The following is a 20,495-nucleotide window of genomic DNA, read 5'->3' as shown; positions in this document are numbered from 1 at the left end:
CGTCGCATCATGCCTGCTTCCTGGACCTTCGCCGTGGCCCGCGACGACCTGAGCCGGACCACCCTCGTCGACGGCACGACGCCCACCCCGAACGACGGCGAGGCGCTGCTGCGGGTCGACCGCGTCGGCCTCACCGCCAACAACGTGACCTACGCCGTGCTCGGCGACGCGATGCGCTACTGGCAGTTCTTCCCGCCCGGCCCCCGCGGGCTCGGACCACAGTGGGGACTTCCGCCGCTGTGGGGCTTCGCCGAGGTGGTCGCGTCGGCGGTCGACGGGGTCACCGTCGGGCAGCGGGTCTACGGCTACCTCCCGCCGGCGGGCCACCTCCTGGTGCGTCCGGACCGCGTGGACGCTGCCGGGTTCCGCGACGCGAGCGAGCACCGGGCCGACCTGCCCTCGCCGTACAACGGGTACCGGTCGACCACCGGCGACCCGGCGTACCGGGCGGACCATGAGGACCTGCTGGTCCTCTTCCGGCCGCTGTTCTTCACCTCCTTCATGCTGGCCGACCAGGTCGTCGACGACGACTTCTACGGGGCGACGGCCCTGGTGCTGTCGTCGGCCTCCAGCAAGACCGCGTACGCCGCCGCCTTCGAACTGCACGGCCGGGGCCCCCGCCTGATCGGGCTCACCTCCCCCGGCAACCTCGCGTTCACGCAGTCCCTCGGCTGCTACGACGACGTCCTCACCTACGACGACATCGCCGCCCTCGACGCCGTACCGACCGTCTATCTCGACCTGTCCGGCTCCCCCGCCACCCGCGCCGCCCTACGGGCACGCCTCGGCGACCTGCTCGTGCGGGACGTCGCGGTCGGCCTCACCACCCAGACCCCGAACGCCGACGCCGCCGGGGAGGTCTTCTTCGCGCCCGTACGGATCCGCAAGCGCCGCCAGGAATGGGGCCGCGACGGGCTCGACCGGCATTTCGCCGAAGCCTGGCAGCGGTTCACCGGCGTCGTGGACGGGTGGCTCGACGTCCGGGTCGACACCGGCTCCGAGGCCCTGCGACGCGCCTGGTCGGAGACGCTCGCCGGCCGGACGCCGCCACGCGTGGGTCAGATCGTCCGGCTGTGAGCGGCCCGGAGGATGAGGTCGGCCACCGGCCTCAGCAGGGCCTACCCCAACCGCCGGGGTGCGGGAGACCGCACCCCGGCGGTCGAACGATTCGCGTCACCAGATTCGGGCTTCCGGGCCGACGTAGCCCTCGCCGGGGGCCAGGGCGCACTCGTACCCCATGATCTTGGTGACGTTCCCAGCGAAATTGAACTCCCGGGTGACGGTCGTGCCTGACCCGCCGCGGTTCATCACGGTCTCGCTCCGCGTGCCGCCGTCGTTGTACTCGGCGTTGAGGATCAAGATGGCCGCTCGACCGTCGGCAACGGTGTCCTTGACCTTCACCTCCAGGTACAGGCGCCCGCCGGACCACCACCAGGTGCCGTGCGCCCAGACGCCGTAGGCGTCCCCGACGGTGCCGCTCAGGCTCCAACTGGTCGCCGCCTGGGCGGGTGCCGGAGCAACAGCCACCGCACCGAACGTCGTGGCTGCCGCTGCGGTCACGGCCGCGACGAACCGGCGCATCCTCATGGTCGTACCTCCGTCGGGATCGGTCTGGCCGGAATACTTCCGCAACGTTCCGTGGCGGGCGTCAACCGACGAGTTGGCTTTCCGCTGCCACCTGCGCGGTACGGACCAGCGCGCACCTACCACCGGCGCGGTACCTGACACACCGGCCCCGTCACCGTCGCCGGGCGTCGCATCGGCCACTTAGGATCTACCGGTGTCACACCGTGAGCGGCTCCGGCAACGACTGCATGACGTGCCCGCGACGGTCGTCGACGCGGCGGTCGCCACCGCCATCGTGACGGTCACGGCCTGGATGGGGCGTGACTACCAACTGCCCGGCTTCCGCGAGTTCGACGCCGCCGCGCTGGTCCTGACCTGCCTGGCCAACATCCCGCTCGCGGCACGCCGCCGCGCCCCGATGGCCGTCCTGCTGACCTGCTGCGCCGCGGTGGCGTGGTTCCTCAACCTCGGCTACGTGCCCAGCCTGAACCTGTTCGGGCCGCTGCTCGCGATGTACACCGTGGCCGCGACGCGTCCCACCCGCAACGCTGTGCCGGGGGCCGCGGCGACGGCCACGGTGATCTTCTACAGCGGCATGGTGATCGAGGTCTACACGCCGTGGACGGCGCTCGCGCAGGCGCTGGTGGCGACTCTGGTGGCCTGGCTGTTCGGGGCCGGGGCCCGACGGCTGGCCGACCGCAACCACCGACTGCTCGCCCTGGCCGAGGAGCTGCGCCGGGAGCGGGAGGCCCGGGCCCGCAGCGCGGTCGTCGCGGAACGGATACGTATCGCCCGCGAGCTGCACGACGTGGTCGCCCACCACATGTCGGTGATCTCGGTGCAGGCCGGCCTGGCCCGGTACGTCCTCGCCACCGATCCGCCGACGGTGGGCGCGGCACTGGACACCATCGCCGACAGCAGCCACGAAGCGCTGGAGGAGATGCGCCGGATGCTCGCCCTGCTCCGGGTGTCCGACACCGACCCGCGAGGCGAGGGCGACGGCCGCGACCCCGCACCGGGGCTGGGCCGGCTCGACGAACTCGTCGAGCGGATCAGGGCCGCCGGCGTGCAGGTCACGGTGGTGGTCGTGGGCTCGCCCCGCCCGCTGCCACCGGGGGCGGACCTGTGCGCGTACCGGGTGGTGCAGGAGTCGTTGACGAACGTCCTGAAGCACGCGCGCGGCGCCCGGGCGAGCGTGACGCTCGACTACGGCCAGTCGGAGCGGCTGACCATCTGGGTCGCCGACGACGGTCCCGGGGCGCCTGGCGGGCCGGCGCACGGCCACGGTCTCGCCGGCATGCGCGAGCGGGCACGGCTGTACGGCGGAAGCCTCTACGCCGGCACCGCCCCGGGCGGCGGCTTCACCGTCACCCTCAGCCTGCCCGTCGGAGTCGTCCTACCCGACAGGCACGAGCCGGCGGTCGGCGCGGCCGATACGGGCGTAGAGCCAGGAGCGGGCCCGCTCGTCACCGGTCGGCGGCCGTCGCCCCCGGTCCGGGCCGCCTAGCGGAGCGTGCGCGCTCACCTGGACGGTACCCGCACATGCTGCTCATGCGCACCGGGGACCAACATCCCGTGCTGACCGCGTTGCGGGACCACCTGCGAGCCTCAGGACCGCAGACATGCGATGACGTGTGGATCCCGGACTGGGCCCGCCGACCGGCCGATCTGGCCGACACGTCCTGCGCCTGAGGCCCGATCGACGGCGCGCCACCCTTCGGGGCTGCCGGGCCGCCGCGGGTGGGTGAAGATGAGGGCATGCCGAGCCGCCTCGCCGTCATCGCCATCGACGCCGTACGACCACGACCGATCGCCGACTTCTGGTGCGCGGTTCTCGGCTGGCAGGTGGTCGACGAGGACGACGAGGTGATCACCATCGCGGCCGCCGACCGTTCCTGGCCGATGATCGACGTGGTGGCGGTGCCGGAGGGCAAGGCGATCAAGAACCGGCTGCACCTCGATCTGCGCGCCGACGGCGTCTCCACTGAGGAGGAGCTCGACCGGCTGCTCGCCCTCGGCGCGCGACGCGTCGACGTGGGACAGCCCTCCGACGTGAGCTGGGTCGTGCTCGCCGATCCTGAAGGCAACGAGTTCTGTCTGCTGTCCCGTCCTGTCCAGGAACTCCAGGGCAGCTCCCGGTGACCGGCTCCGGCAGATGCCCTGGGCAGTTCCGATGGGGTACGGGAGATCTAGGCCGGCCGCACGGCCTTGCGCTGGGGGTGGCGGGTGCGCTCGATCCACCAGTGTGCGACGAGCAGGTTGAACAGCCAGCCGAGCCAGGAGACGCTCTCCACGAAGATGGTCGGGTCGAGGTTCTGCAAGCCCATGATCGCCGGGATGACGAGGGCCAGCACCCGGACGCTGAAGGCGTCGAGCGTCAGCGCGTAGCTGTAGATCATGTAACGGCGGTGCTCGGCGTACCGGCGGCGCCGGACCATGTAGTACGCGATCCCGGTCGTCATCACCCACAGCGTCCCCAGCGCACTGCGGCCCACAAATCCCGGCCCGCCGGTGTAGCCCAGGAGCACCACAGTGGAGACCGCCCCGGGCAGCACCCCGCCGAAGACGTAGACCCGCCCGAGATAACGGTGCGCCGTCGGATACCTGCGCCGAAATGTCCCCCATAGCTGGAACGATCCCGCAACCAACGCGACCGAGCCAAAAAAGATGTGCGCGATCACCATGGGATACTTCAGCGGGTACGCGGCCGGCAGTTGCACCTTCGCCAAGCTGCGGTCGAGTGCGATGTAGTTCGACCAGATGTAAATCAGGGTGGCCAGCACCAGCACCCACAGGGCGATCATCGGTGGCTGCCGCCACCACGGCCGTTCAGTTCCCGACGCGCGGTCAACCTCGGCCTGCGCGGCTTCGATCTGCTGGGACATCCGGCGTTCCTTTCCGTGCGAGCAGCTCTTCGGCAGGTTGCTTCGTCATGACGTAGGGCCCGCCCTGCCTCGGCTGGCATGATCCGAGCTGGATGTTGGGCTGATCGTGCGGCTACCGGCCACCGCGCGCATCTTCTTTCTTGCGCACTTCGGCCCGCGCGGCGAGGTCTGGCCGCACGGGGGACACGGGCATGGAGAACCATTCACCGGTCCGTGACGTCCTGTTCCGCTGGGCGCGCCCGCCACGCCTGGATTGGCAGCGCCGCCCCGCCCCGACCTTCCCAACAAAATGCTCATTCCCGCCCCACTCAACGCATCCCGGCCGCATTCAACCGACTTTACTTTTGGCGGGATGACCGCCTGGATGTCGATTTACCACCGCGATCAAGTGACTACTTCGGGGTAAATCCGGTATGCGTCCACCGGCCGGGCAATCGGAACATAAACGTTTGTCGCCACGACGACCGTGCTTTCAGTGGTCTGCGTGGTAAATTGCCCAACCCGAACCGTCGACCTTCACAGGAGGAATTAATGATGAGCACCCCGGGCCGGCGTATGCGGCGTGCGCCACGCCTGCTCACCCTGGCGGCAGCCGCGCTCTGCGTCGCGCCCGCCACCCCCGCCGCCGCGACGCCACAGACAACGGTCGACGCCGATCTGACCTGCTCGATCACCCTGACCATCAACCTGTACCCCGGCCTGACCATGGAGCCACGCCACCAGGTCGTCACCAGCCACGGGCCGAACGGCACCGCCGTGTGCACCGGCACCGTCAACGGCCGACCGGTCACCGGTCCTGGCCACTTCGGCGACGCCTTGCACGGTGTCGGCTCCTGCGCCGAAGCCGTCTTCACCGGAATTTTCGTGCTGAAGGTCCCGACCACGGCGGGCATGCAGACGATCGCCGGACAATTCACCGAGACCGGCATCGCCCCACTCCCCGCCACCCTCGCCGGCGGCCTGACCGGCACCGTCGTGTCGGGCGTCGCCCTTCAAGGCGACTGCGTCACGACCCCGCTGACCCGCGCCCAGCCGGTGATCGCCGTCACCGTCACCACCTGACGGTCCCACTGCCGGGCAGCCACGCGGCTCGCACCGCTCCAGGCCGAGGCGGACGCCGAGGGACGACCCGCCGGTCCGCGCACTTCGATGCGCGTCCCGGCGGGTGCTGGCGAACGGTCCTGGCGTACGTGGAGACGCCGGTCACGGGAAGTCCGACGGCGACGGAGGCCGCCCCGTCGGCACCTGGTCGCGCGTCGACATCAGCCGACGACGCGCCCGACTTCCACGCTCGCGCGCTTGTCCGCCTCGTCGTTCGCCGCTCGGACCCGTTGACCGTTCACTCCGTGGCGGCCACCTGGGCGCTGGGCAGCCTGGTCTGGAAATCGAGGAGGCCGACCCAGGTGGGACGCACCGCGATCCGCGCCATCCGCGTGCCCGCGCCGCCCACGAACCCGAGGATGGCGCTGGCCACCTCCGCGTCGACGTACCGCTGGGTGGCGAGGACGTACTCGTCGACGACGCCGGCGACCTCGTCGACAGTGGCCAGTCCCCGGATCAGGAGTATCTCCGGTGGGAACTCCTCTGTGTCGATGGTGATGGCGACGTGCGGGTTGGCCCGCAGGGCCGCGATGCGGCGCGCTGGACGGCGCACGCCCGGGCCGGCGATCTTGGCGGCTGTCACGATCTCCTCGCCGGTCCAGTGGAACCACACCGGGATGACCCTCGGCGAGCCATCGGTCGACGTGTAGGCCATCCGGGCTGGGATGGCCGAGTGGAGCAGGCGTTGCGCGAGCTCGGTATGGAGCAGTTTCGGATCGCCCTGCGCCAATACCTCAAGGGCGTCGACTGTGTTTTCGATGGCGCTCATCATCGAATCCTGCCACAGGTTTGCCGACGGGCCTATGGGCAAGGAAGTGCAAACTATCCGACTGTATTCGCGGACGGGGTGGCCGCGTCCGCTGAGGGCGAGGTTGTCGGGGCGGACAGCGAATTTCGGCTTTGCCTGAGAGAGCGTTTTTATTCATGCCTTTCGCGCCTTGTGGGGTTAGCGGATCACTCGCCAAGTTGGTGCGCTTTCGCCGGTTATGCGGTTGGCCAGGATGCCGTCTCGGCAAAGTGGATCATGACTTTACGGCCAGCGGGGAGGGCTTATGGTCGCGGGCTAGGCGGCGGGGCACTCATCGCAGCCGCCACCCAACCCGCGCTTCATTTCGTCGGGTGGCTCCTCGGCTCGCGATCCTTCTTCGACCCGGCCCCGCCCGGTCAGCCCGTGTCCGATTTCGCCAGGCCCCTCTCATGACGCCGGTCGCGCAGTAGGCATGCACCGTGCGGCACGAGGAGAAGTCGCGGGGCGGCTTTTCCCGGCGATACCGGTCGCTGCACGCACAGAATCGCGTCGAAAACCACTCGCAATTCCGCGCGGAGGGCGGGCTGGCCGGTGAACCGCAGGTCAGCGGGGCCCACCGCCGAGCGGTCAACGTCGGGCTCCATCGGCCCCGACGCGCTTCGGGCAACTCACCCGGGTAACGCCTTCCGCCCGTCCAGTCGGATCAACCACACCAGACAGCGCCATTCGCGCCGACCTCCCGTTCTTTCAGGGAGGTTGGCGCGTATTCCCAGACCAGACGGAACACCGCCCTGACTGCCGACCAAACCGACTCCCTGATCGCGCTTGCAGAGCGAAGAAGCGCAGCGTGCGGAGCAAATCGCCTAAAAAGCGGGCAGGACATGCAGCTAGGGCAGATCGCTGAACGCCCTCTCGCCCGGCCGGACCAGACCGGACTCGTACGCCAGGACCACCGCCTGCGCCCGGCTGGCCAGGTCGAGCTTGGCCATCGTCCGGTTCAGATGGGTCTTGACGGTCGCCTCCGCGATCATCAGTCGCCCGGCGATCTCCGAGTTGTCGAGGCCCGTGCCGACCAGCCGCAGCACCTCCCGCTCCCGTCCGGTGAGGACGTCGAGGGCCGGCGCCGCATCGGGTCGCGGCGCGGCGGAGGCGGCAAGGGACTCGACGAGTCGGTGGACCACACGGGGTGTGAAAAGCATGTCCCCGCGCGCCACGGTGGCGACGGCGGCCAGCAGCCGCTCCGGGGGCGTGTCCTTGAGCAGGAAACCGCTGGCCCCGGCCCGCAGCGCGTCGTAGACGTACTCGTCGGTGTCGAACGTGGTCAGCACGAGGACGCGGGGCGGATCGTCCCCGGCGGCGGCGATGATCTCACGGGTGGCCGCGATCCCGCCGAGGCCAGGCATCCGGATGTCCATGAGGACCACGTGGGGCCGGGTGGCGGCTGCCACGGCCACCGCCTCGGCGCCGTCGGCGGCCTCGCCCACCACCCGCATCCCCGGAGCGGCCCGGAGCAGGGCGGCCAGGCCGGCGCGGATCAGCACCTGGTCGTCGACGACGAGAACGCCCACCGACCTACTGCTGCGGGACATGAGCCTCCTGGTCCTTACGGTTCGCCGCCGGCAGCGGACGGGTCCGACACCGCCGCGGCGGATTCGGCCCGGGCCGCGCGGGCGGGCGCGGCCCACGCTACGCCCACGCGCGGCACGACTTTCGGCCACGCCGCCGAGAAACGGCCCGGCCGGACCTGCACTGTCGCCGGTCGACCTCCGCCCGACGGCAGCGGCTAAGCCCTCAGGCGACGGACGAGTTTGCGCAGGCCGGACTGCCAGCCGTCCGGGTCCTCGGCCTTACGGCGCGCGTAGTCGGCGACCTCCGGGTGCGGGAGGATCAGGAAGCGCTCCTCGGCGAGACCGGCGACCACCGCGTCGGCGACCTGTTCTCCGGTGAGCACCGCACCCGAGGCGGCCACGACGCGGGCGCCCAGGTGTCCGGCGGCCAGCCCGTCGGCGAGCATGGGCGTGTCCACGCCCTGCGGGCAGAGCGCGCTGATCCGGACCCCCTGGTCGCGGTAGGTGACGGAGAGCCACTCGGCGAAGCCCACGGCGGCGTGCTTGGTCGTGGCGTACGGGGCGTCGCCGACCGAGGTCAGCACGCCCGCCGCCGAACAGGTGTGCAGCAGGTAGCCACCGCCCCGGGCGAGCATCGCCGGCAGCACCGCGCGGGCCGCGTAGACGTGGGAGAGCACGTTGACCCGCCAGGCGCGGTCCCAGCCGGCGTCGTCGACCTCCAGCCCGCCGCCCGAGCTGACGCCCGCGTTGGCGCAGAACAGGTCGATCCGCCCGTACCGCTGCTCGGTGTCGGCGACCAGCGCGCGGACCTGTTCCTCGTCGGTCACGTCCAGCCCGACGGCGTGGGCGACCGGGCCGAGCCCGTCGGCCACCGCGCGGGCCCCGTCGGCGTCGAGGTCGGCCACCACCACGGCCGCGGCGCCCTCGGCGACGAAGCGGCGGGCCAGTGCGGCGCCGATGCCGCCGGCCCCGCCGGTGATCACCACGACCCGGTCGGTGAGGTTCACCGCGACCCACCCCCGCCCAGGCGCACGATCAGGTCACCCAGCGCCGCCGCGCCGCCGGCGGCGGCCTCGGGGGTGGGCAGCAGGGCCAGCACCGGTACGTCCACGCCGGCGTCGGCGTAGCGGCGGACCTGCTCGCGGCAGTGCTCCGGCGAACCGTGCAGCACCAGCGCGTCGACCACCTCGTCGGGCACCGCCGCGCCCGCGCCGCGCCGGTCCCCGGCGGCCCAGGCCCGCCACATCGGCCCGAGCACCTCCTCGCGGCCCAGCCAGCGGTGGAACTCGGCGTACGCCGGGACCGTGAGGTAGCTGGTGATCAGCCGGCGCCCCAGCGCGCGGGCGTGCGCAGCGTCCTCGGTCGGGCAGACGAAAATTCTTGCGGCCACCTCGAAGCCGGGGCGCCGCTCGCCCACCTCTGCCAGCGCCCGGGGCACGTCGGTGGCGGCGAGCCAGTTGAGGATGACGCCGTCGGCCTCGGCGCCGGCCAGGCGCAGCATCCCGGGGCGCAGCGCCGCGAGCAGCAGCGGCGGCGGCACGGCGGGCTTGCGGTCCAGCGTGAAGCGGCGCACGGCGAAGGTGTCGTACTCCTCGTCGACCGTCGCGCCGGACAGCGCCGCCCGCAGGAACCGCAGCACGTCGCGGGTACGGCGGAACGGCTCGACGAACGGCACGGCGTTCCAGTTGCCGACGACGACCGGCGAGGACGCGCCGATGCCGAGCACGAACCTGCCCGGGGCGGCGTCGGCCAGCGCCGCCGCGCTCATCGCCAGCAGGCCCGGACCCCGGGTGAAGACCGGCGTGACCGCGGTGCCCAGGCGCAGCCGGGGCTGCCAGGCGGCGGCGAGCGCCAGCGGGGTGAACGCGTCCGCCCCGTTGACCTCCGAGGACCACACGTCGGTGAAGCCGGCCCGGTCGAGGGCCGCGTAGACCGCGGCGTGCTCGGCGAGCGGGATGCCGTCCAGCGGCACGGTCATGCCCCATCGCTTCGTCATCGGTCGATGGTGCCCGTTCGCCGGGCCGCAGAGCAAGATCCCGTTGAGGATCCCACACTCATGAAGCCAGCGGACGTACGCGTGGCGGCGAAGCGGTGGCGCGACCGTCGGCCCGGAGGACCGCGTGGCTGCCGTTCGGCGCCACGGTCGAGGCGCTCTCCAGCGCCTGGGCGGGGGCCTCGGTCGACGCGTCGAACCTGGTAGGCCTGGCGATCACCGCGGTCGCCGGTGCGACCGTCGCCGCGTTCCTGTTCCGCTGGAACTAATCTCGAGGAGTGACCTTCTCGCTCGTCGCCCGCTCCGACGACGGCCGCCGCCACGGCGTCGTCGTGGCCAGCCGGTTCCTGGCCGCCGGTGCGCTCGTCCCGGCCGCCGAGGCCGAGGTCGGCGCGCTCGCCACCCAGGCTCACGTCAACCTCGCCTACCGGCCGCAGGGGCTGACGCTGCTGCGCACCGGGGTGGCCGCCGCCGACGTGGTGGCCGGGCTGGTCGCCGCCGACCCGGACCGCGACCACCGCCAGCTCGGCGTGGTCGCCGCCACCGGCGCCGGCGCCACCTGGACCGGCCCCGCCTGCCATCCCTGGGCCGGGGGCCAGGCCGGGGACGGCTGGAGCGCGCAGGGCAACATCCTGGCTGGCCCGCAGGTGATCGACGCGGTCCGCGACGCCTGGCTGGGCGGGGCCGCGCTGCCGTTCGCCGACCGGCTGCTGGCCGCGCTGCGCGCCGGGGACCAGGCCGGCGGCGACCGGCGCGGCCGGCAGAGCGCCGGGCTGCTGGTGGTCGAGCGCGGCGGCGGCTACGACGGCACCGGCGACGTCCTGGTCGACCTTCGGGTCGACGACCATCCCGACCCGGTCACCGAGCTGGGTCGGCTGCTCGCGGTGCACACCCTGCTCTTCACCCGGCCCGACCCGGCCACCCTGCTCGACCTGACGGGCGCGGTCGCCGCCGAGGTCGGCGCGCTGCTGGCCGCGCTCGGGCACCCGGTCGATCCGGCAGGGCCGGAGGAGGCCCTCTTCTCCTGGGCCGGGCTGGAGAACCTGGAGGAGCGCCTGGTGCCCGGCCGCATCGACCCGGTCGTGCTGGACCATCTGCGCAAGGCCGTTCCGCACGTGCCCGCCCCCCGCCCGGCGGCGGACCCGCTCGGCGCCGACGCCTGACCCGCCGGGTTCGGCGCCGCGCTCTTCCTCGCCCTCTCCGCCCGCCCGGGTCCATCGGTCGGCGGGGGTCAGCCGCCGAAGGAGAGCCAGCGGAAGCCGCTGGCGTCGACGGCGGCCCGCTCCCGGTCGGTGAGGTCGGCCCGGCCGGTCGCCTTGCGGATCAGCGTGAGCCGGTCCCAGCCCAGCGCGGGCGGGACCGGCCGCCCGTCGGTCAGCAGATCGGCGACGACCTGCGCCGCGGTGGGCGTGAGCCACGGCCGCCGCCCGAGCGCCGCCGCCAGGTCCAGGCCGTGCACGCCGACCTCCACGACGCGGGTACGCAGGAACTCGCCGAGCGCCATCGCGTCGCCGTGCCGGGTGCGGACCACCCGACCCGGCGGTGCGGCGTCGACGGCGTCGAGGGCGGCGCGCCAGGCCCGGTCGAAGTCGGTCACCAGGGCCGCACCGTCGAGTTCCCGGGCTTCCCGTCGGCCGGCGTCGACGCGGGCGGCGTCCACGGGCGGGGTGAACTTCGCGGCGCCGTAGTAGCCGGCGGCGTCCACCCGCGCGTGGGACGGCGCCGGCGCGGCGAGCATGTCGACCAACCGGCCCGCGCCGGTGCGTACGTGGGCCAGCAGTTCGCGTACGGTCCACGGCCGGCAGGCGGTCGGGCGGTCGAGATCCGCCTCGTCGACGCCGCGCAGCACCTCACCGAGGCACTCGCACTCGTCCCGGAACGCCGACCGTACGCCCTCCACGGTCCCCCACCGTACGCCCGACCCCTCGCGCACCCGCGAGCGCGCGCCTATGGGACCCCATCCGGGGCCGGGTACGGCGGGATGGCGAGCGGTCAGGGCGGATGGGAGTGGTTCTGGCGCGTTCTGACGTGCGCGCGGGCGGCACCGGGTGTGATGGAACGGTGGCAGCTTGGCATGGCAGACGTCGACGCAGAGGTGAGGGGGCACACGTAGGTCTGCTGCGGGAGGCCAACGGTGGGCAGCAGGCGACCTTCGTCGAGCTGTTCTTCGACCTGGTGATGGTCTTCGCGCTGACCCGCCTGGTCGCGCAGGCCGTGCCCGGGTTCGACAACGACGAGTTCGCGCCGAGATGGGCCAACGTCGGGCGCACGCTGCTGCTGTTCGCGCCGTTGCTGTGGCTGTGGACGACGACGGCCTATCTCACCGCGCGTTTCGCGCCCCGCTGGCCCGGTACCCAGCTTGTGGTGGTGGGCAGTGCGTTGGGCCTGTTGTTCATGGGTGCGGCGGTTCCTGACGCGTTCACCGTGGGTGGGCTGGCGTTCGCGGTGCCTCTGGTGGCGGTGCAGTTCGGCCGACTGGCCGGGCTGGTGCTCTTTCTCGACTCGCACGCGCTGCGTCGCCAGTACGCGCGGGCCATGGTGTGGTACGCGGTCAGTTCCGTGTTCTGGATCGTCGGGCGATTCGCCTCCGGCGGGAACCGGGTGGCGTGGTGGACGGCAGCGGTCGCCGTGGATCTGGGGGCGGCCCGGTTGGGGTGGCCGGTGCCGGGCCTCGGCCGCGAACGGACCTTGACCTGGCGGTACGGGGGCCAGCACCTGGCCGACCGGTTTCCACAGTTCCTGCTCATCTCGCTCGGGGAGACCATTCTGGCGGTCGGCATCGAATACTCCGCAGGTCCGCGCAGGGGCTACCAGACGGCCGCGTTACTGGTGGCGTTCTTCACGACGGTGCTGTTGTGGCGCATCTACTTCTTCCGCGTCGGGGACCTGCTCGCCGACGCCTTCGAGCGCAGCCGTGACCCGGCGGGTTGGGGACGGCGCGTCGGTTTCGCGCACGGCGTGATGGTGCTGGGGGTGGTGGCCACCGCGATCGGCAACTACCTGGTGCATCACCACCACACCGACTTCACCTTCCCGTCCTGGCGGGTAATGATCATCGGCGGGCCGGTGCTCTTCCTGCTCGGACGCAGCCGGCTGGAGTACCTGGTCTTCGATCGAGTGTCCCGCCGGCGCGTCATCGGCATCGCCGCACTGCTCGCCACGGGCCAACTGCTGTCCGACACGCCTCCGCTGGCGCTGGCTGCTACGGCCGCGACGATCCTGCTGATCATCGCCGTCCTCGACCAGCTTCAGGCCCTCAGGCGACCTCCTGAGCACGCCAAACCGGCCTTCTGACCTCCGCCCACGGGCGGGACACGATGGTGGCCGCTGCTTCCGTTGGACGCTCAGCCCTTGACCCGGGGCACCAGCCGGTGCACGGCGGCGAGCACCAGCGCCATCACCACGCCCATCGTGCCGACGATCCCGGCGGCGCTGCCGGCGTACCCGACGAAGAGCGGCCGGCGGGCCAGTTCGCTGGGCGGGGTGGCGCGCAGGTCGACCAGCCAGGCGAGCGCGAGCCCGCAGGCCACCACCGCCAGGAGCCCGCTGACACCGAGCACCGTCGCGGCGACCCGGTGGGCGTCGGCCGACTCCACCTGCGCCTGCTCCCGCTGGGTGATCAGCAGCAGCAGCCCCGCCAGCGCCGCCCAGACCCCGACGACCAGGAACGCCGCCACCGCGTCGCTGGGCCGGTGCCAGCCGGCGGAGAGCGTGGCCACCCCGGCGATCGCGGCGTAGCCGGCGCCGACGAACGCGCCGAAGACCCGTACCGTGCGGGGCAGGACGAGCACCAGGGCCACCGCGACGGAGGCGGCGACGGTGGCGTGCCCGCTGGGCAGGCTGTTGCCGGCGTAGATGCGTTCGGGGTCGATGCCGAAGTCGGGCCGGGCGAGGCCGTACTTGAGCAGTTGGGTGGTGGCGTTGGCGCCGGCGATCAGCAGGGTCGCCGTGACGGCCAGGGCGATCCGGCCCCGGATCAGCGCGATGAAGCCGATCACCGCGGTCGCCGCCAGCAGCGAGACGACCGACATGGCGTTGAGGATGCGGTCCACCGGACCGTCGATGCGGTCCTGCCCGATCCGGTTGCCGGTCAGGGCGACGGTGTCGACCCACTGGCCGATCTCGACGTGCACGGCGACCCGCCAGACCGCGAGGAAGGCCGCCGTCTGGACGATCGCCAGGACGACCAACCAGACCGCCGTCCAACCCCTCGCCGTCGCTCGCACCCGCACACCGTAGCGGCAGGCACCGCCCCGACGAAGGGTGGCCTGCCGGTCCGGGACGGCTAGGTTGATGGCGGACGTGAGGAGGTTACGGTGACGCGTACACCGGATCGTGCGGCGGCCCCGGCGGACCGGACGGAAACGTTCGCGGACCTGCTCGGCGGGCGCCGGGGCGCGGTCGACGCCAGCCTGCCGCCGGTGGCGTTCGCGCTCGGCTGGCTGCTCGGCGGTCACTCGCTGTGGGGCGGGGTGGGCGCGGCGGTGCTCACGGGTGCCGCGCTGGCGGGCTGGCGGCTGCGCCGGGGCGACCGCCCGCGTTCGGTGCTGGTCGGGCTGCTGGCCGTCTGCGTGGCCGCGCTGATCGCGTTGCGCACCGGTCGCGCCGAGGACTTCTTCCTCGTCCAACTCCTGTCCAACGCGGCGAGCACGCTGGCCTGGGTGGTCAGCATCGTGGTGCGCTGGCCGCTGCTCGGGGTGGTGGTGGGCGCCGTACTGGGCCAGCGGACCCGGTGGCGGCGGGATCCGGCGCTGCTGCGCGCGTACGGCCGGGGTAGCTGGGTGTGGGCGGCGACCTACGTGCTGCGGGTGGCGGTGTTCCTGCCGCTGTGGCTCGGCGGCCAGGTGGTCGCGCTGACGGTGGCCCGGGTCGCGCTGTCCTGGCCGCTGGTGGCGGCGGTGCTCGCGGTGAGCTGGGTGGTGGTGCGCCGGTCGCTGCCGGCCGGTCATCCGGGGCTGCGCCACCCGGTCGTCGCGGCCGGGAGGCCGGCGGAGCCGGCGGCAGACGTGAGCGGCCGCGCCGGCGAAGAATAAGGGAGAGGCCGCCACGGGGGGAGCGGCCTCTCCGGTGACGTACGTTACTCCGTTCCGGCCTCGTACGTGATCCCGTGCCGGCCGGTTTTTCGGGCGTTTTCGCGTCGGGTGCGTATCCGGGTGTCGGTGGGGTGGGCCGGCTGCCCCGCTGCGTCGGCCGGTTGACCGGCCCACCCCGGCCCGACCGTGGGAGTCGGGCCGTCCACCGACCGGGCGTTCGACGTTCCCCCAGGCCCGGTCGGTCCCCGGGTGGGCGGGCCGCGCCGCCCACCCGGAGGAGCCGGTTCAGCCGTTGGGGAACAGCTTGCCGTAGTCGGCGTACGCCATGGCGATGTCCGCCTGCGCCCAGAACCGGTGGTACCGGAACTCAGGCTCGGGACCGCCGTCGAGGTACGCCTGGACCTTCGGCCAGGCCGGGTCGTTCTTGTAGAAGGAACGGATGTCGAGGAAGCTCTTGCCCGCGGCGATGGCGTCCCCGTTGGGCATGGTGCCCGTCCAGCCCGGCGGCACGTAGAGGCCCTGACCGGTGCCGGCGTCGTAGACGTCGTCGAAGCGGCGGTAGTCGCCGCGCTTCTCCACCGTGGAGACGCCCTGGGCGTCGCTGGCCCCGTGCAGGGCGTCCAGCAGCCCCTTGGCGGTGTTCTTCGCCGCCGCGTTGCCCGACTTGGCCGCGTACGCGATGAGGGTGCGGGCGTAGGCGGCGGCGATGCCGACGTCCTGGCCCTTGACCGTGACCTCGACGTGCAGGTCGGTGTTGGGCTGCGGGTTGGTCGGGTTCCAGGTGGTCGGCTGGCCGGTCCACTTCAGGTCCGACGGGATCGACCAGTCGGTGCCCAGGGTGGTGTTGGCGATCGCCCACGGCACCCACTTGTCCAGCAGCGCCTTGGCCTTGGCGTTGCCGGTCTGCAGGTACAGCTCGGCGATGCGCTGCATCGACCAGGCCTGCATGCCGAACCACTGGTTCGACGGCGGGTCGTTGTAGACCGGGTCGACGTCGTAGTACATGCCGTAGAAGGTGGACGTGCCGGCCGGGGGCTGGCCGTAGTTGCCGCCCCAGCTGTTGGTCGCGCCGCCCGCGATGCCGCCCTCGGCGGACTGGAGCCAGGTGTAGAACTCCAGCTGCCGCTCCAGGCTCTTGGTCCAGTCGGTGACCGCCGTCGGCGACTTCGGCTTGAGCTCGTTGACGTTGGTCAGCGCCCAGGCCGCGAACGGGTTCTGGTAGCCGAAGTGGTTGTGGCTGGAGCCGATGCGCCACGACCAGTTCTGGTTGGTCTCGTACGCGCCGCCCCAGGCGTAGTACCAGGACATCAGGTAGTGCGCCGAGTCCTTGCCGGTGCCGGCCGGGCAGGCGCTGGCGCCCACGCAGTTGCCGATCTTCTTGAAGTACTTGTCGAACATGGCGTAGCGCAGGTAGTCGCCCATCTTCGCGGCCTTGGCCACGGTGGCCGCCACGTCGGCCTCCTTGCCCTGCTCCTTGGCCCAGGTCAGGGCCCAGTACGCGGCCTGCACGGCGCGGGCGTCGGCATCGGGGGCGTTGGTGTACTTCCACTGCTTCGCCGGCGCGTTCGCCTCCTTGACGAACAGGTCGAGGTAGCCGTTGCGGCCGCCGTGGGCGAAGGTGTCGCAGGACGGCTGCGGCACGGTCTCCCACACCGATTCCTGGGTGCCCCGCTGGAAGGTGTTGATGTACGCCGGCCGGGTGGTGCCGTCGCCGCAGCGGCCGTAGCCGTAGGTGTTGTCCACGTCGAGCAGCCAGTGCATGCCGTAGATGTCGCCGGTGCCGTAGGTGCTCTGCAGCTCCGAGCGCAGCGGGTCCTGGCCGACCGGCACGGACGCCTCGAGCTGCGACGGGTACTGGCTGGGCAGGTCGTGCTCGGCGGCGTACTGCGGGGTGCCGGCCGCGCCGGCCGTCGGCTGGTCTGAATGATTCGGAATTATATATTTTTCCATCACCGTCCAGGAGTTGTTGAACGGGGCCCAGTTCTGGGTCACCCGGCCGTACTGCGCCTCGAGCCACAGCCAGAAGCTGAACGCCTCGGAGGTCGTCTCGTGGCCGTGGTCGGGAGCCTCGACGATCAGCGTCTCGATGGAGTGGTACGGCACGCCCTCGGGGCTGAAGTAGCCCGAGTTCTTGATCTTGCCGTACTGGTCGAGGAACCGCTTGACGTACGTGTCGTCCCCGCCGCCGGTGTCGTTGTCGATCTCGGTGGCGGTGATCGCCAGCGGCGCGTACCCGGTGGCCGAGGCGGTGATGGTGGCGGTGCCGCCGAGCGTGTCGGCGTCCTCGGCCGCCGCGACGGTCACGTTGACCCCGGTGTTCCAGTTGCTCGGGGTCAGCGTCACCGAGGCCGGGGAGACGGTGATGTCGGTGTCGCCCGTGCGGGCGAGGGAGACCGGCACGTTGGCCGTCGGCGCGGCGCTGAGTTTGAGGTTGACCGGCGAGCTGCCGCCCTCGGCGACGCTCACCGCCGACGGGGTGGCGACCAGCACCGGCCCGGAGGCGGCCGTGACGGTGAAGGACTTCTCCGCGGTGGCGGTCAGGTTCGCGTTGTCGTACGCCTTGGCCTGCACGGTGTACGCGCCGGCGGGCAGGTCCTCCAGCGTGTAGCCGTACGGTGCGGTGGTGTCGGTGTTGACCAGCAGGCCGTTGCGGTAGAACTCGACCTTGCTGATCGTCCCGTCCGGGTCGCTGGCGGTGGCGCTCAGCGGCACGTCGGCGGGGGCCTCGAACGGGCCGGCCGGCACGCTCAGCGCGACCGTCGGCGGCTGCTGCTGGACGCCGCCGCAGGTGACGCCGTTGACCGAGAACGACGTCGGCTTCGGGTTGGTGCCGCTGTGCGAGCCGTTGAAGCCGATGCTGGTCGAGGCGCCGGTGCCGAGGCTGCCGTTGTAGGACTCGTTGGTGGCCGTGACCTGGTTGCCGGTCTGGCTCCACCTGGCCGACCAGCCCTGGGTCACCCGCTGGTCGCCGGGGAAGGCGAACTTCAGGGTCCAACCGTTGATCGGATCGCCGAGGTTCTTGATGGTGACGTTGGCGGTGAAGCCGTTGTTCCAGTCGGTGGTCGCGTAGACCACGTCGCAGGCGGGGGCGGCCTGCGCGGCGCCGGCCGGCAGGGTCACCCCGCCGATGGCGAGCGCGGCGGCGGCGACCATCGCCAGGCGGCGACGTCTTGCCAGATTTCTCATGTGCGCGGTGTCTCCTCGGACCTGGCCGGGGACGCGAAGGTCCCGGCGGGGCGCCTCCCGCGAACGGGGATTCGAGGCGCCCGGGATGGTGGTCGCCCCGGCCCGGGGCCGGGGTGCGGCGGGCGGCGCCCCTGCGGGGCAACTCCACCGACTGCGTCGGATGCCGTACCGGAGACACCGGCTGCCCTCGGCGACCCACGCTTGCGCGATCTGGCTCCGCGTCGCGGTGGCGACAGTGTGCCACGCATGGAAGCGCTCCCACAATGGCAGCGACGCACTGACACAGCAACATGTTTCGATCTCGTTTTGGGGCTTTCACAAAGTCGTGACGGGCGTTACAGTCGCAGCATCGGTCGATGGGAGCGCTTCCATCGACGGAGTTCCAACTAGAAGATCACTTGGGTCGGCCACCCGGCCGACTCGAGGACTCAGCCCGAGGGCTGACGGCGGGCCAGCCCGGACACCGCCGTCAGCCATCCCACCGAACATGGAGGGAGGTGGATCTCCAGCCACTCGCGTGGCCCGGCTCCCGCGCGACACGCACGACAGGACGCCAATTCCGCCCGTGCGTGTGCAGCAATGGTGGGGACGGGGGTTGCCCTCCCCCGTCCCCACACACTAATCCCCCATCCCCGATGGGAACAGAGGCCGACGGGACTGGCCGTGTCGCCGTTCCGACCGGCCTCGTCCGCTGTCCCGCCCGTACCGCCCGGTCGACGCCCCGCGCCCCCGGCGCCCCGGCGTCCCGCGGCCGGCCATCCGAGCGCCGGCGCGCCGCCGCCGGCCCGCTCCCGCGTGGGCGTACGACACATCCCCTCCACCACCCCTGTCGCCCCCACCCCTGTCGGGCGGGAGCGACCGCGACGGGTCCCCTGCTCTATGCTGGGAGCGCTCCCGGCCCGGCGGTGGCCACGCAGACCATGAGGAGAACCGATGTCGATGCCCACCCCGCGCCCGCCCCACGGCGCCGCGCTCTCCGCCACCGCCCCCGCCGCCACGACCGGCACCGCGACAGCCGCCGCAGACGACGGGGAACGGAGCGCCGACGCCACGGCGCGGACCGACGAAGCGGCGGCCGGGCTGCGCTTTCCCCCGGGCTTCGGGTGGGGAGCGGCCACCTCCGCCTACCAGATCGAGGGCGCGGCCAAGGAGGACGGCCGGGGCGAGTCGATCTGGGACACCTTCAGCCGCACCCCGGGCCGCACCCGCAACGGCGACACCGGCGACGTCGCCGCCGACCACTACCACCGCTACGCCGAGGACCTGGACCTGATGCGCGGCCTCGGGCTGGACAGCTACCGGTTCTCCATCTCCTGGCCGCGCGTGCAGGCCGACGGCACCGGCGCACCCAACCAGCGCGGGCTGGACTTCTACCGCCGCCTCGTCGACGGGCTGCACGACCGGGGCATCGCGCCGATGGCGACGCTGTTCCACTGGGACCTGCCGCAGGCCCTCCAGGACGCCGGCGGCTGGGAGTCACGCGACGTCGCCCACCGCTTCGCCGACTACGCCGAGATCGTCTTCCAGGCCCTCGGCGACCGGGTGCCGGTCTGGCTGACCGTCAACGAGCCGAAGACGGTGGTGCAGAACGGCTACCTCGAAGGACACCACGCCCCGGGCCGGCAGGACCCGGCCGCCGCGTACCTGGTCGCCCACCACCTGCACCTGGCCCACGGGCTCGCCGTCGCGGCGCACCGCGCCACCGGCGCCGGCCGGATCGGCCCGGCGCTCAACCTGCACCCCTGCTACCCCGCCGACGACTCGCCCGAGGCGGCCCGGGCCGCCCGGCTCTACGACGGCTACGAGAACCGCCTCTACCTCGACCCGATCCTCACCGGCCGCTACCCGCAGGACGTGCTGGACGACCTGGGCCCCGACAGCCGGCTCGTCCGCGGCATCCGCGACGGCGATCTCGCGACCATCTCGGCCCCGGTGGACCTGCTCGCCGTGCAGTACTACACGCCGTACTACGTCACCGGCGACGGCGCGACGACCCCGCGCTGGCCCACCTCACAGGCCCCCTGGCAGCAGATCTACCCCGACGGGATGTACGACATGCTGACCCGGGTGACCCGCGACTACGGTCCGATCCCGCTGACCGTCACCGAGAACGGGCTGCCGACCCCGGACGTCCTCGCCGCCGACGGCACGGTCGACGACGCCGGGCGGGTGAGCTTCCTGCGCGAACACCTCGCCGCCGCCCACCGGGCCCTGGCCGCCGGCGTGCCGCTGGAGAGCTACCACGTCTGGTCCCTGCTCGACAACTTCGAGTGGGACGCCGGATACGACGAGCGCTGGGGCCTGATCTACGTGGACTACCGGACCCAGCGGCGCGTGCTCAAGCGCAGCGCGCACTGGTACCGCCAGGTCATCGCCGCCAACGGCCTCTGACCGCGGAGCACCCCACCCCGGCGC

The 20,495-nt window shown here is 72.3% G+C and carries 18 protein-coding genes; 9 read left to right on the top strand and 9 right to left on the bottom strand.

What is annotated here, in order from left to right; genetic code table 11:
- Positions 1–9: 9 nt before the first annotated feature.
- Positions 10–1,077, top strand: a complete 1,068-nt coding sequence (locus tag ACGFIR_RS24735; RefSeq protein WP_393002769.1) for a DUF2855 family protein — start codon at positions 10–12, stop codon at positions 1,075–1,077.
- A gap of 96 nt (positions 1,078–1,173) precedes the next feature.
- Here ACGFIR_RS24735 and ACGFIR_RS24730 read toward each other — a convergent pair whose 3' ends face one another.
- On the bottom strand, positions 1,174–1,581 hold the full coding sequence (locus ACGFIR_RS24730) for a hypothetical protein (protein WP_393002767.1): 408 nt from the start codon (positions 1,579–1,581) through the stop codon (positions 1,174–1,176).
- 199 nt (positions 1,582–1,780) lie between these two features.
- Between ACGFIR_RS24730 and ACGFIR_RS24725 the strand changes: the two genes are divergently transcribed.
- A complete protein-coding gene (locus ACGFIR_RS24725; protein WP_393147398.1) occupies positions 1,781–3,073 on the top strand; it encodes a sensor histidine kinase in 1,293 nt (430 codons plus the stop codon).
- Positions 3,074–3,324: 251 nt separating this feature from the next.
- On the top strand, positions 3,325–3,708 hold the full coding sequence (locus tag ACGFIR_RS24720; RefSeq protein WP_393002763.1) for a VOC family protein: 384 nt from the start codon (positions 3,325–3,327) through the stop codon (positions 3,706–3,708).
- A gap of 47 nt (positions 3,709–3,755) precedes the next feature.
- Here the strand turns inward: ACGFIR_RS24720 and ACGFIR_RS24715 are convergent, their stop codons facing one another.
- Entirely contained in the window at positions 3,756–4,451 is a 696-nt protein-coding gene (locus tag ACGFIR_RS24715) for a DUF2306 domain-containing protein (RefSeq protein ID WP_393002761.1), read from the bottom strand.
- Positions 4,452–4,943: 492 nt separating this feature from the next.
- Between ACGFIR_RS24715 and ACGFIR_RS24710 the strand changes: the two genes are divergently transcribed.
- Positions 4,944–5,513: a hypothetical protein gene (locus tag ACGFIR_RS24710; RefSeq protein ID WP_393147396.1), complete on the top strand. Its 570-nt coding sequence runs from the start codon at positions 4,944–4,946 to the stop codon at positions 5,511–5,513.
- A gap of 277 nt (positions 5,514–5,790) precedes the next feature.
- Here ACGFIR_RS24710 and ACGFIR_RS24705 read toward each other — a convergent pair whose 3' ends face one another.
- The 4 genes from ACGFIR_RS24705 to ACGFIR_RS24690 form a co-directional block, all read right to left on the bottom strand.
- Positions 5,791–6,321, bottom strand: coding sequence for a pyridoxamine 5'-phosphate oxidase family protein (locus tag ACGFIR_RS24705; protein WP_393002757.1), 531 nt, complete (start codon positions 6,319–6,321; stop codon positions 5,791–5,793).
- 866 nt (positions 6,322–7,187) lie between these two features.
- Positions 7,188–7,889, bottom strand: coding sequence for a response regulator (locus tag ACGFIR_RS24700; RefSeq protein ID WP_393147394.1), 702 nt, complete (start codon positions 7,887–7,889; stop codon positions 7,188–7,190).
- Between the two features lie 194 nt (positions 7,890–8,083).
- Entirely contained in the window at positions 8,084–8,875 is a 792-nt protein-coding gene (locus tag ACGFIR_RS24695; protein WP_393147392.1) for an SDR family oxidoreductase, read from the bottom strand.
- A complete protein-coding gene (locus tag ACGFIR_RS24690; protein ID WP_393147727.1) occupies positions 8,872–9,846 on the bottom strand; it encodes an LLM class F420-dependent oxidoreductase in 975 nt (324 codons plus the stop codon). The genes ACGFIR_RS24695 and ACGFIR_RS24690 overlap by 4 nt, the downstream gene beginning before the upstream one ends.
- 113 nt (positions 9,847–9,959) lie before the next feature.
- Between ACGFIR_RS24690 and ACGFIR_RS24685 the strand changes: the two genes are divergently transcribed.
- Together ACGFIR_RS24685 and ACGFIR_RS24680 are read left to right on the top strand one after the other, a co-directional pair.
- A complete protein-coding gene (locus ACGFIR_RS24685) occupies positions 9,960–10,130 on the top strand; it encodes a hypothetical protein (protein WP_393002751.1) in 171 nt (56 codons plus the stop codon).
- A gap of 9 nt (positions 10,131–10,139) precedes the next feature.
- A complete protein-coding gene (locus tag ACGFIR_RS24680) occupies positions 10,140–11,024 on the top strand; it encodes a DUF1028 domain-containing protein (protein WP_393147390.1) in 885 nt (294 codons plus the stop codon).
- Positions 11,025–11,092: 68 nt separating this feature from the next.
- Here ACGFIR_RS24680 and ACGFIR_RS24675 read toward each other — a convergent pair whose 3' ends face one another.
- Positions 11,093–11,794, bottom strand: a complete 702-nt coding sequence (locus ACGFIR_RS24675) for a maleylpyruvate isomerase N-terminal domain-containing protein (protein WP_393147388.1) — start codon at positions 11,792–11,794, stop codon at positions 11,093–11,095.
- Between the two features lie 128 nt (positions 11,795–11,922).
- On the opposite strand from ACGFIR_RS24675, the gene ACGFIR_RS24670 reads away from it, so the two are divergent.
- Positions 11,923–13,155 carry a low temperature requirement protein A gene (locus ACGFIR_RS24670; protein WP_393147386.1) on the top strand — a complete coding sequence of 411 codons (1,233 nt, stop codon included), beginning with the start codon at positions 11,923–11,925 and terminating at the stop codon, positions 13,153–13,155.
- A 50-nt stretch (positions 13,156–13,205) separates the two neighbouring features.
- On the opposite strand, the gene ACGFIR_RS24665 is transcribed toward ACGFIR_RS24670, so the two are convergent.
- The gene (locus ACGFIR_RS24665; RefSeq protein WP_393002743.1) at positions 13,206–14,093 is read right to left on the bottom strand and encodes a phosphatase PAP2 family protein; all 888 of its coding nucleotides are present in this window, start codon (positions 14,091–14,093) and stop codon (positions 13,206–13,208) included.
- 84 nt (positions 14,094–14,177) lie between these two features.
- Between ACGFIR_RS24665 and ACGFIR_RS24660 the strand changes: the two genes are divergently transcribed.
- Positions 14,178–14,894, top strand: a complete 717-nt coding sequence (locus ACGFIR_RS24660) for a DUF3159 domain-containing protein (RefSeq protein WP_393002741.1) — start codon at positions 14,178–14,180, stop codon at positions 14,892–14,894.
- A gap of 285 nt (positions 14,895–15,179) precedes the next feature.
- Here ACGFIR_RS24660 and ACGFIR_RS24655 read toward each other — a convergent pair whose 3' ends face one another.
- Complete coding sequence (locus ACGFIR_RS24655; RefSeq protein WP_393147725.1) at positions 15,180–18,071, bottom strand: glycoside hydrolase family 48 protein; 2,892 nt, start codon at positions 18,069–18,071, stop codon at positions 15,180–15,182.
- 942 nt (positions 18,072–19,013) lie between these two features.
- Here ACGFIR_RS24655 and ACGFIR_RS24650 point away from each other — a divergent pair.
- The gene (locus ACGFIR_RS24650) at positions 19,014–20,471 is read left to right on the top strand and encodes a GH1 family beta-glucosidase (protein WP_393147384.1); all 1,458 of its coding nucleotides are present in this window, start codon (positions 19,014–19,016) and stop codon (positions 20,469–20,471) included.
- Positions 20,472–20,495 lie beyond the last annotated feature (24 nt).

It is taken from the genome of Micromonospora sp. NPDC049051 (genome assembly GCF_043197575.1).
Lineage (GTDB): Bacteria > Actinomycetota > Actinomycetes > Mycobacteriales > Micromonosporaceae > Micromonospora.
Note: the sequence above shows the minus strand (reverse complement) of the source record. Positions and strands in the feature narration are given on the sequence as shown.

Bases quoted from the DNA above. Each gene is read 5' to 3' on its own strand.
- ACGFIR_RS24735 (WP_393002769.1), top strand. From the start codon at position 10: ATGCCTGCTTCCTGGACCTTCGCCGTGGCCCGCGACGACCTGAGCCGG.
- ACGFIR_RS24730 (WP_393002767.1), bottom strand. From the start codon at position 1,581: ATGCGCCGGTTCGTCGCGGCCGTGACCGCAGCGGCAGCCACGACGTTC.
- ACGFIR_RS24720 (WP_393002763.1), top strand. From the start codon at position 3,325: ATGCCGAGCCGCCTCGCCGTCATCGCCATCGACGCCGTACGACCACGA.
- ACGFIR_RS24715 (WP_393002761.1), bottom strand. From the start codon at position 4,451: ATGTCCCAGCAGATCGAAGCCGCGCAGGCCGAGGTTGACCGCGCGTCG.
- ACGFIR_RS24705 (WP_393002757.1), bottom strand. From the start codon at position 6,321: ATGAGCGCCATCGAAAACACAGTCGACGCCCTTGAGGTATTGGCGCAG.
- ACGFIR_RS24700 (WP_393147394.1), bottom strand. From the start codon at position 7,889: ATGTCCCGCAGCAGTAGGTCGGTGGGCGTTCTCGTCGTCGACGACCAG.
- ACGFIR_RS24690 (WP_393147727.1), bottom strand. From the start codon at position 9,846: ATGACCGTGCCGCTGGACGGCATCCCGCTCGCCGAGCACGCCGCGGTC.
- ACGFIR_RS24650 (WP_393147384.1), top strand. From the start codon at position 19,014: ATGTCGATGCCCACCCCGCGCCCGCCCCACGGCGCCGCGCTCTCCGCC.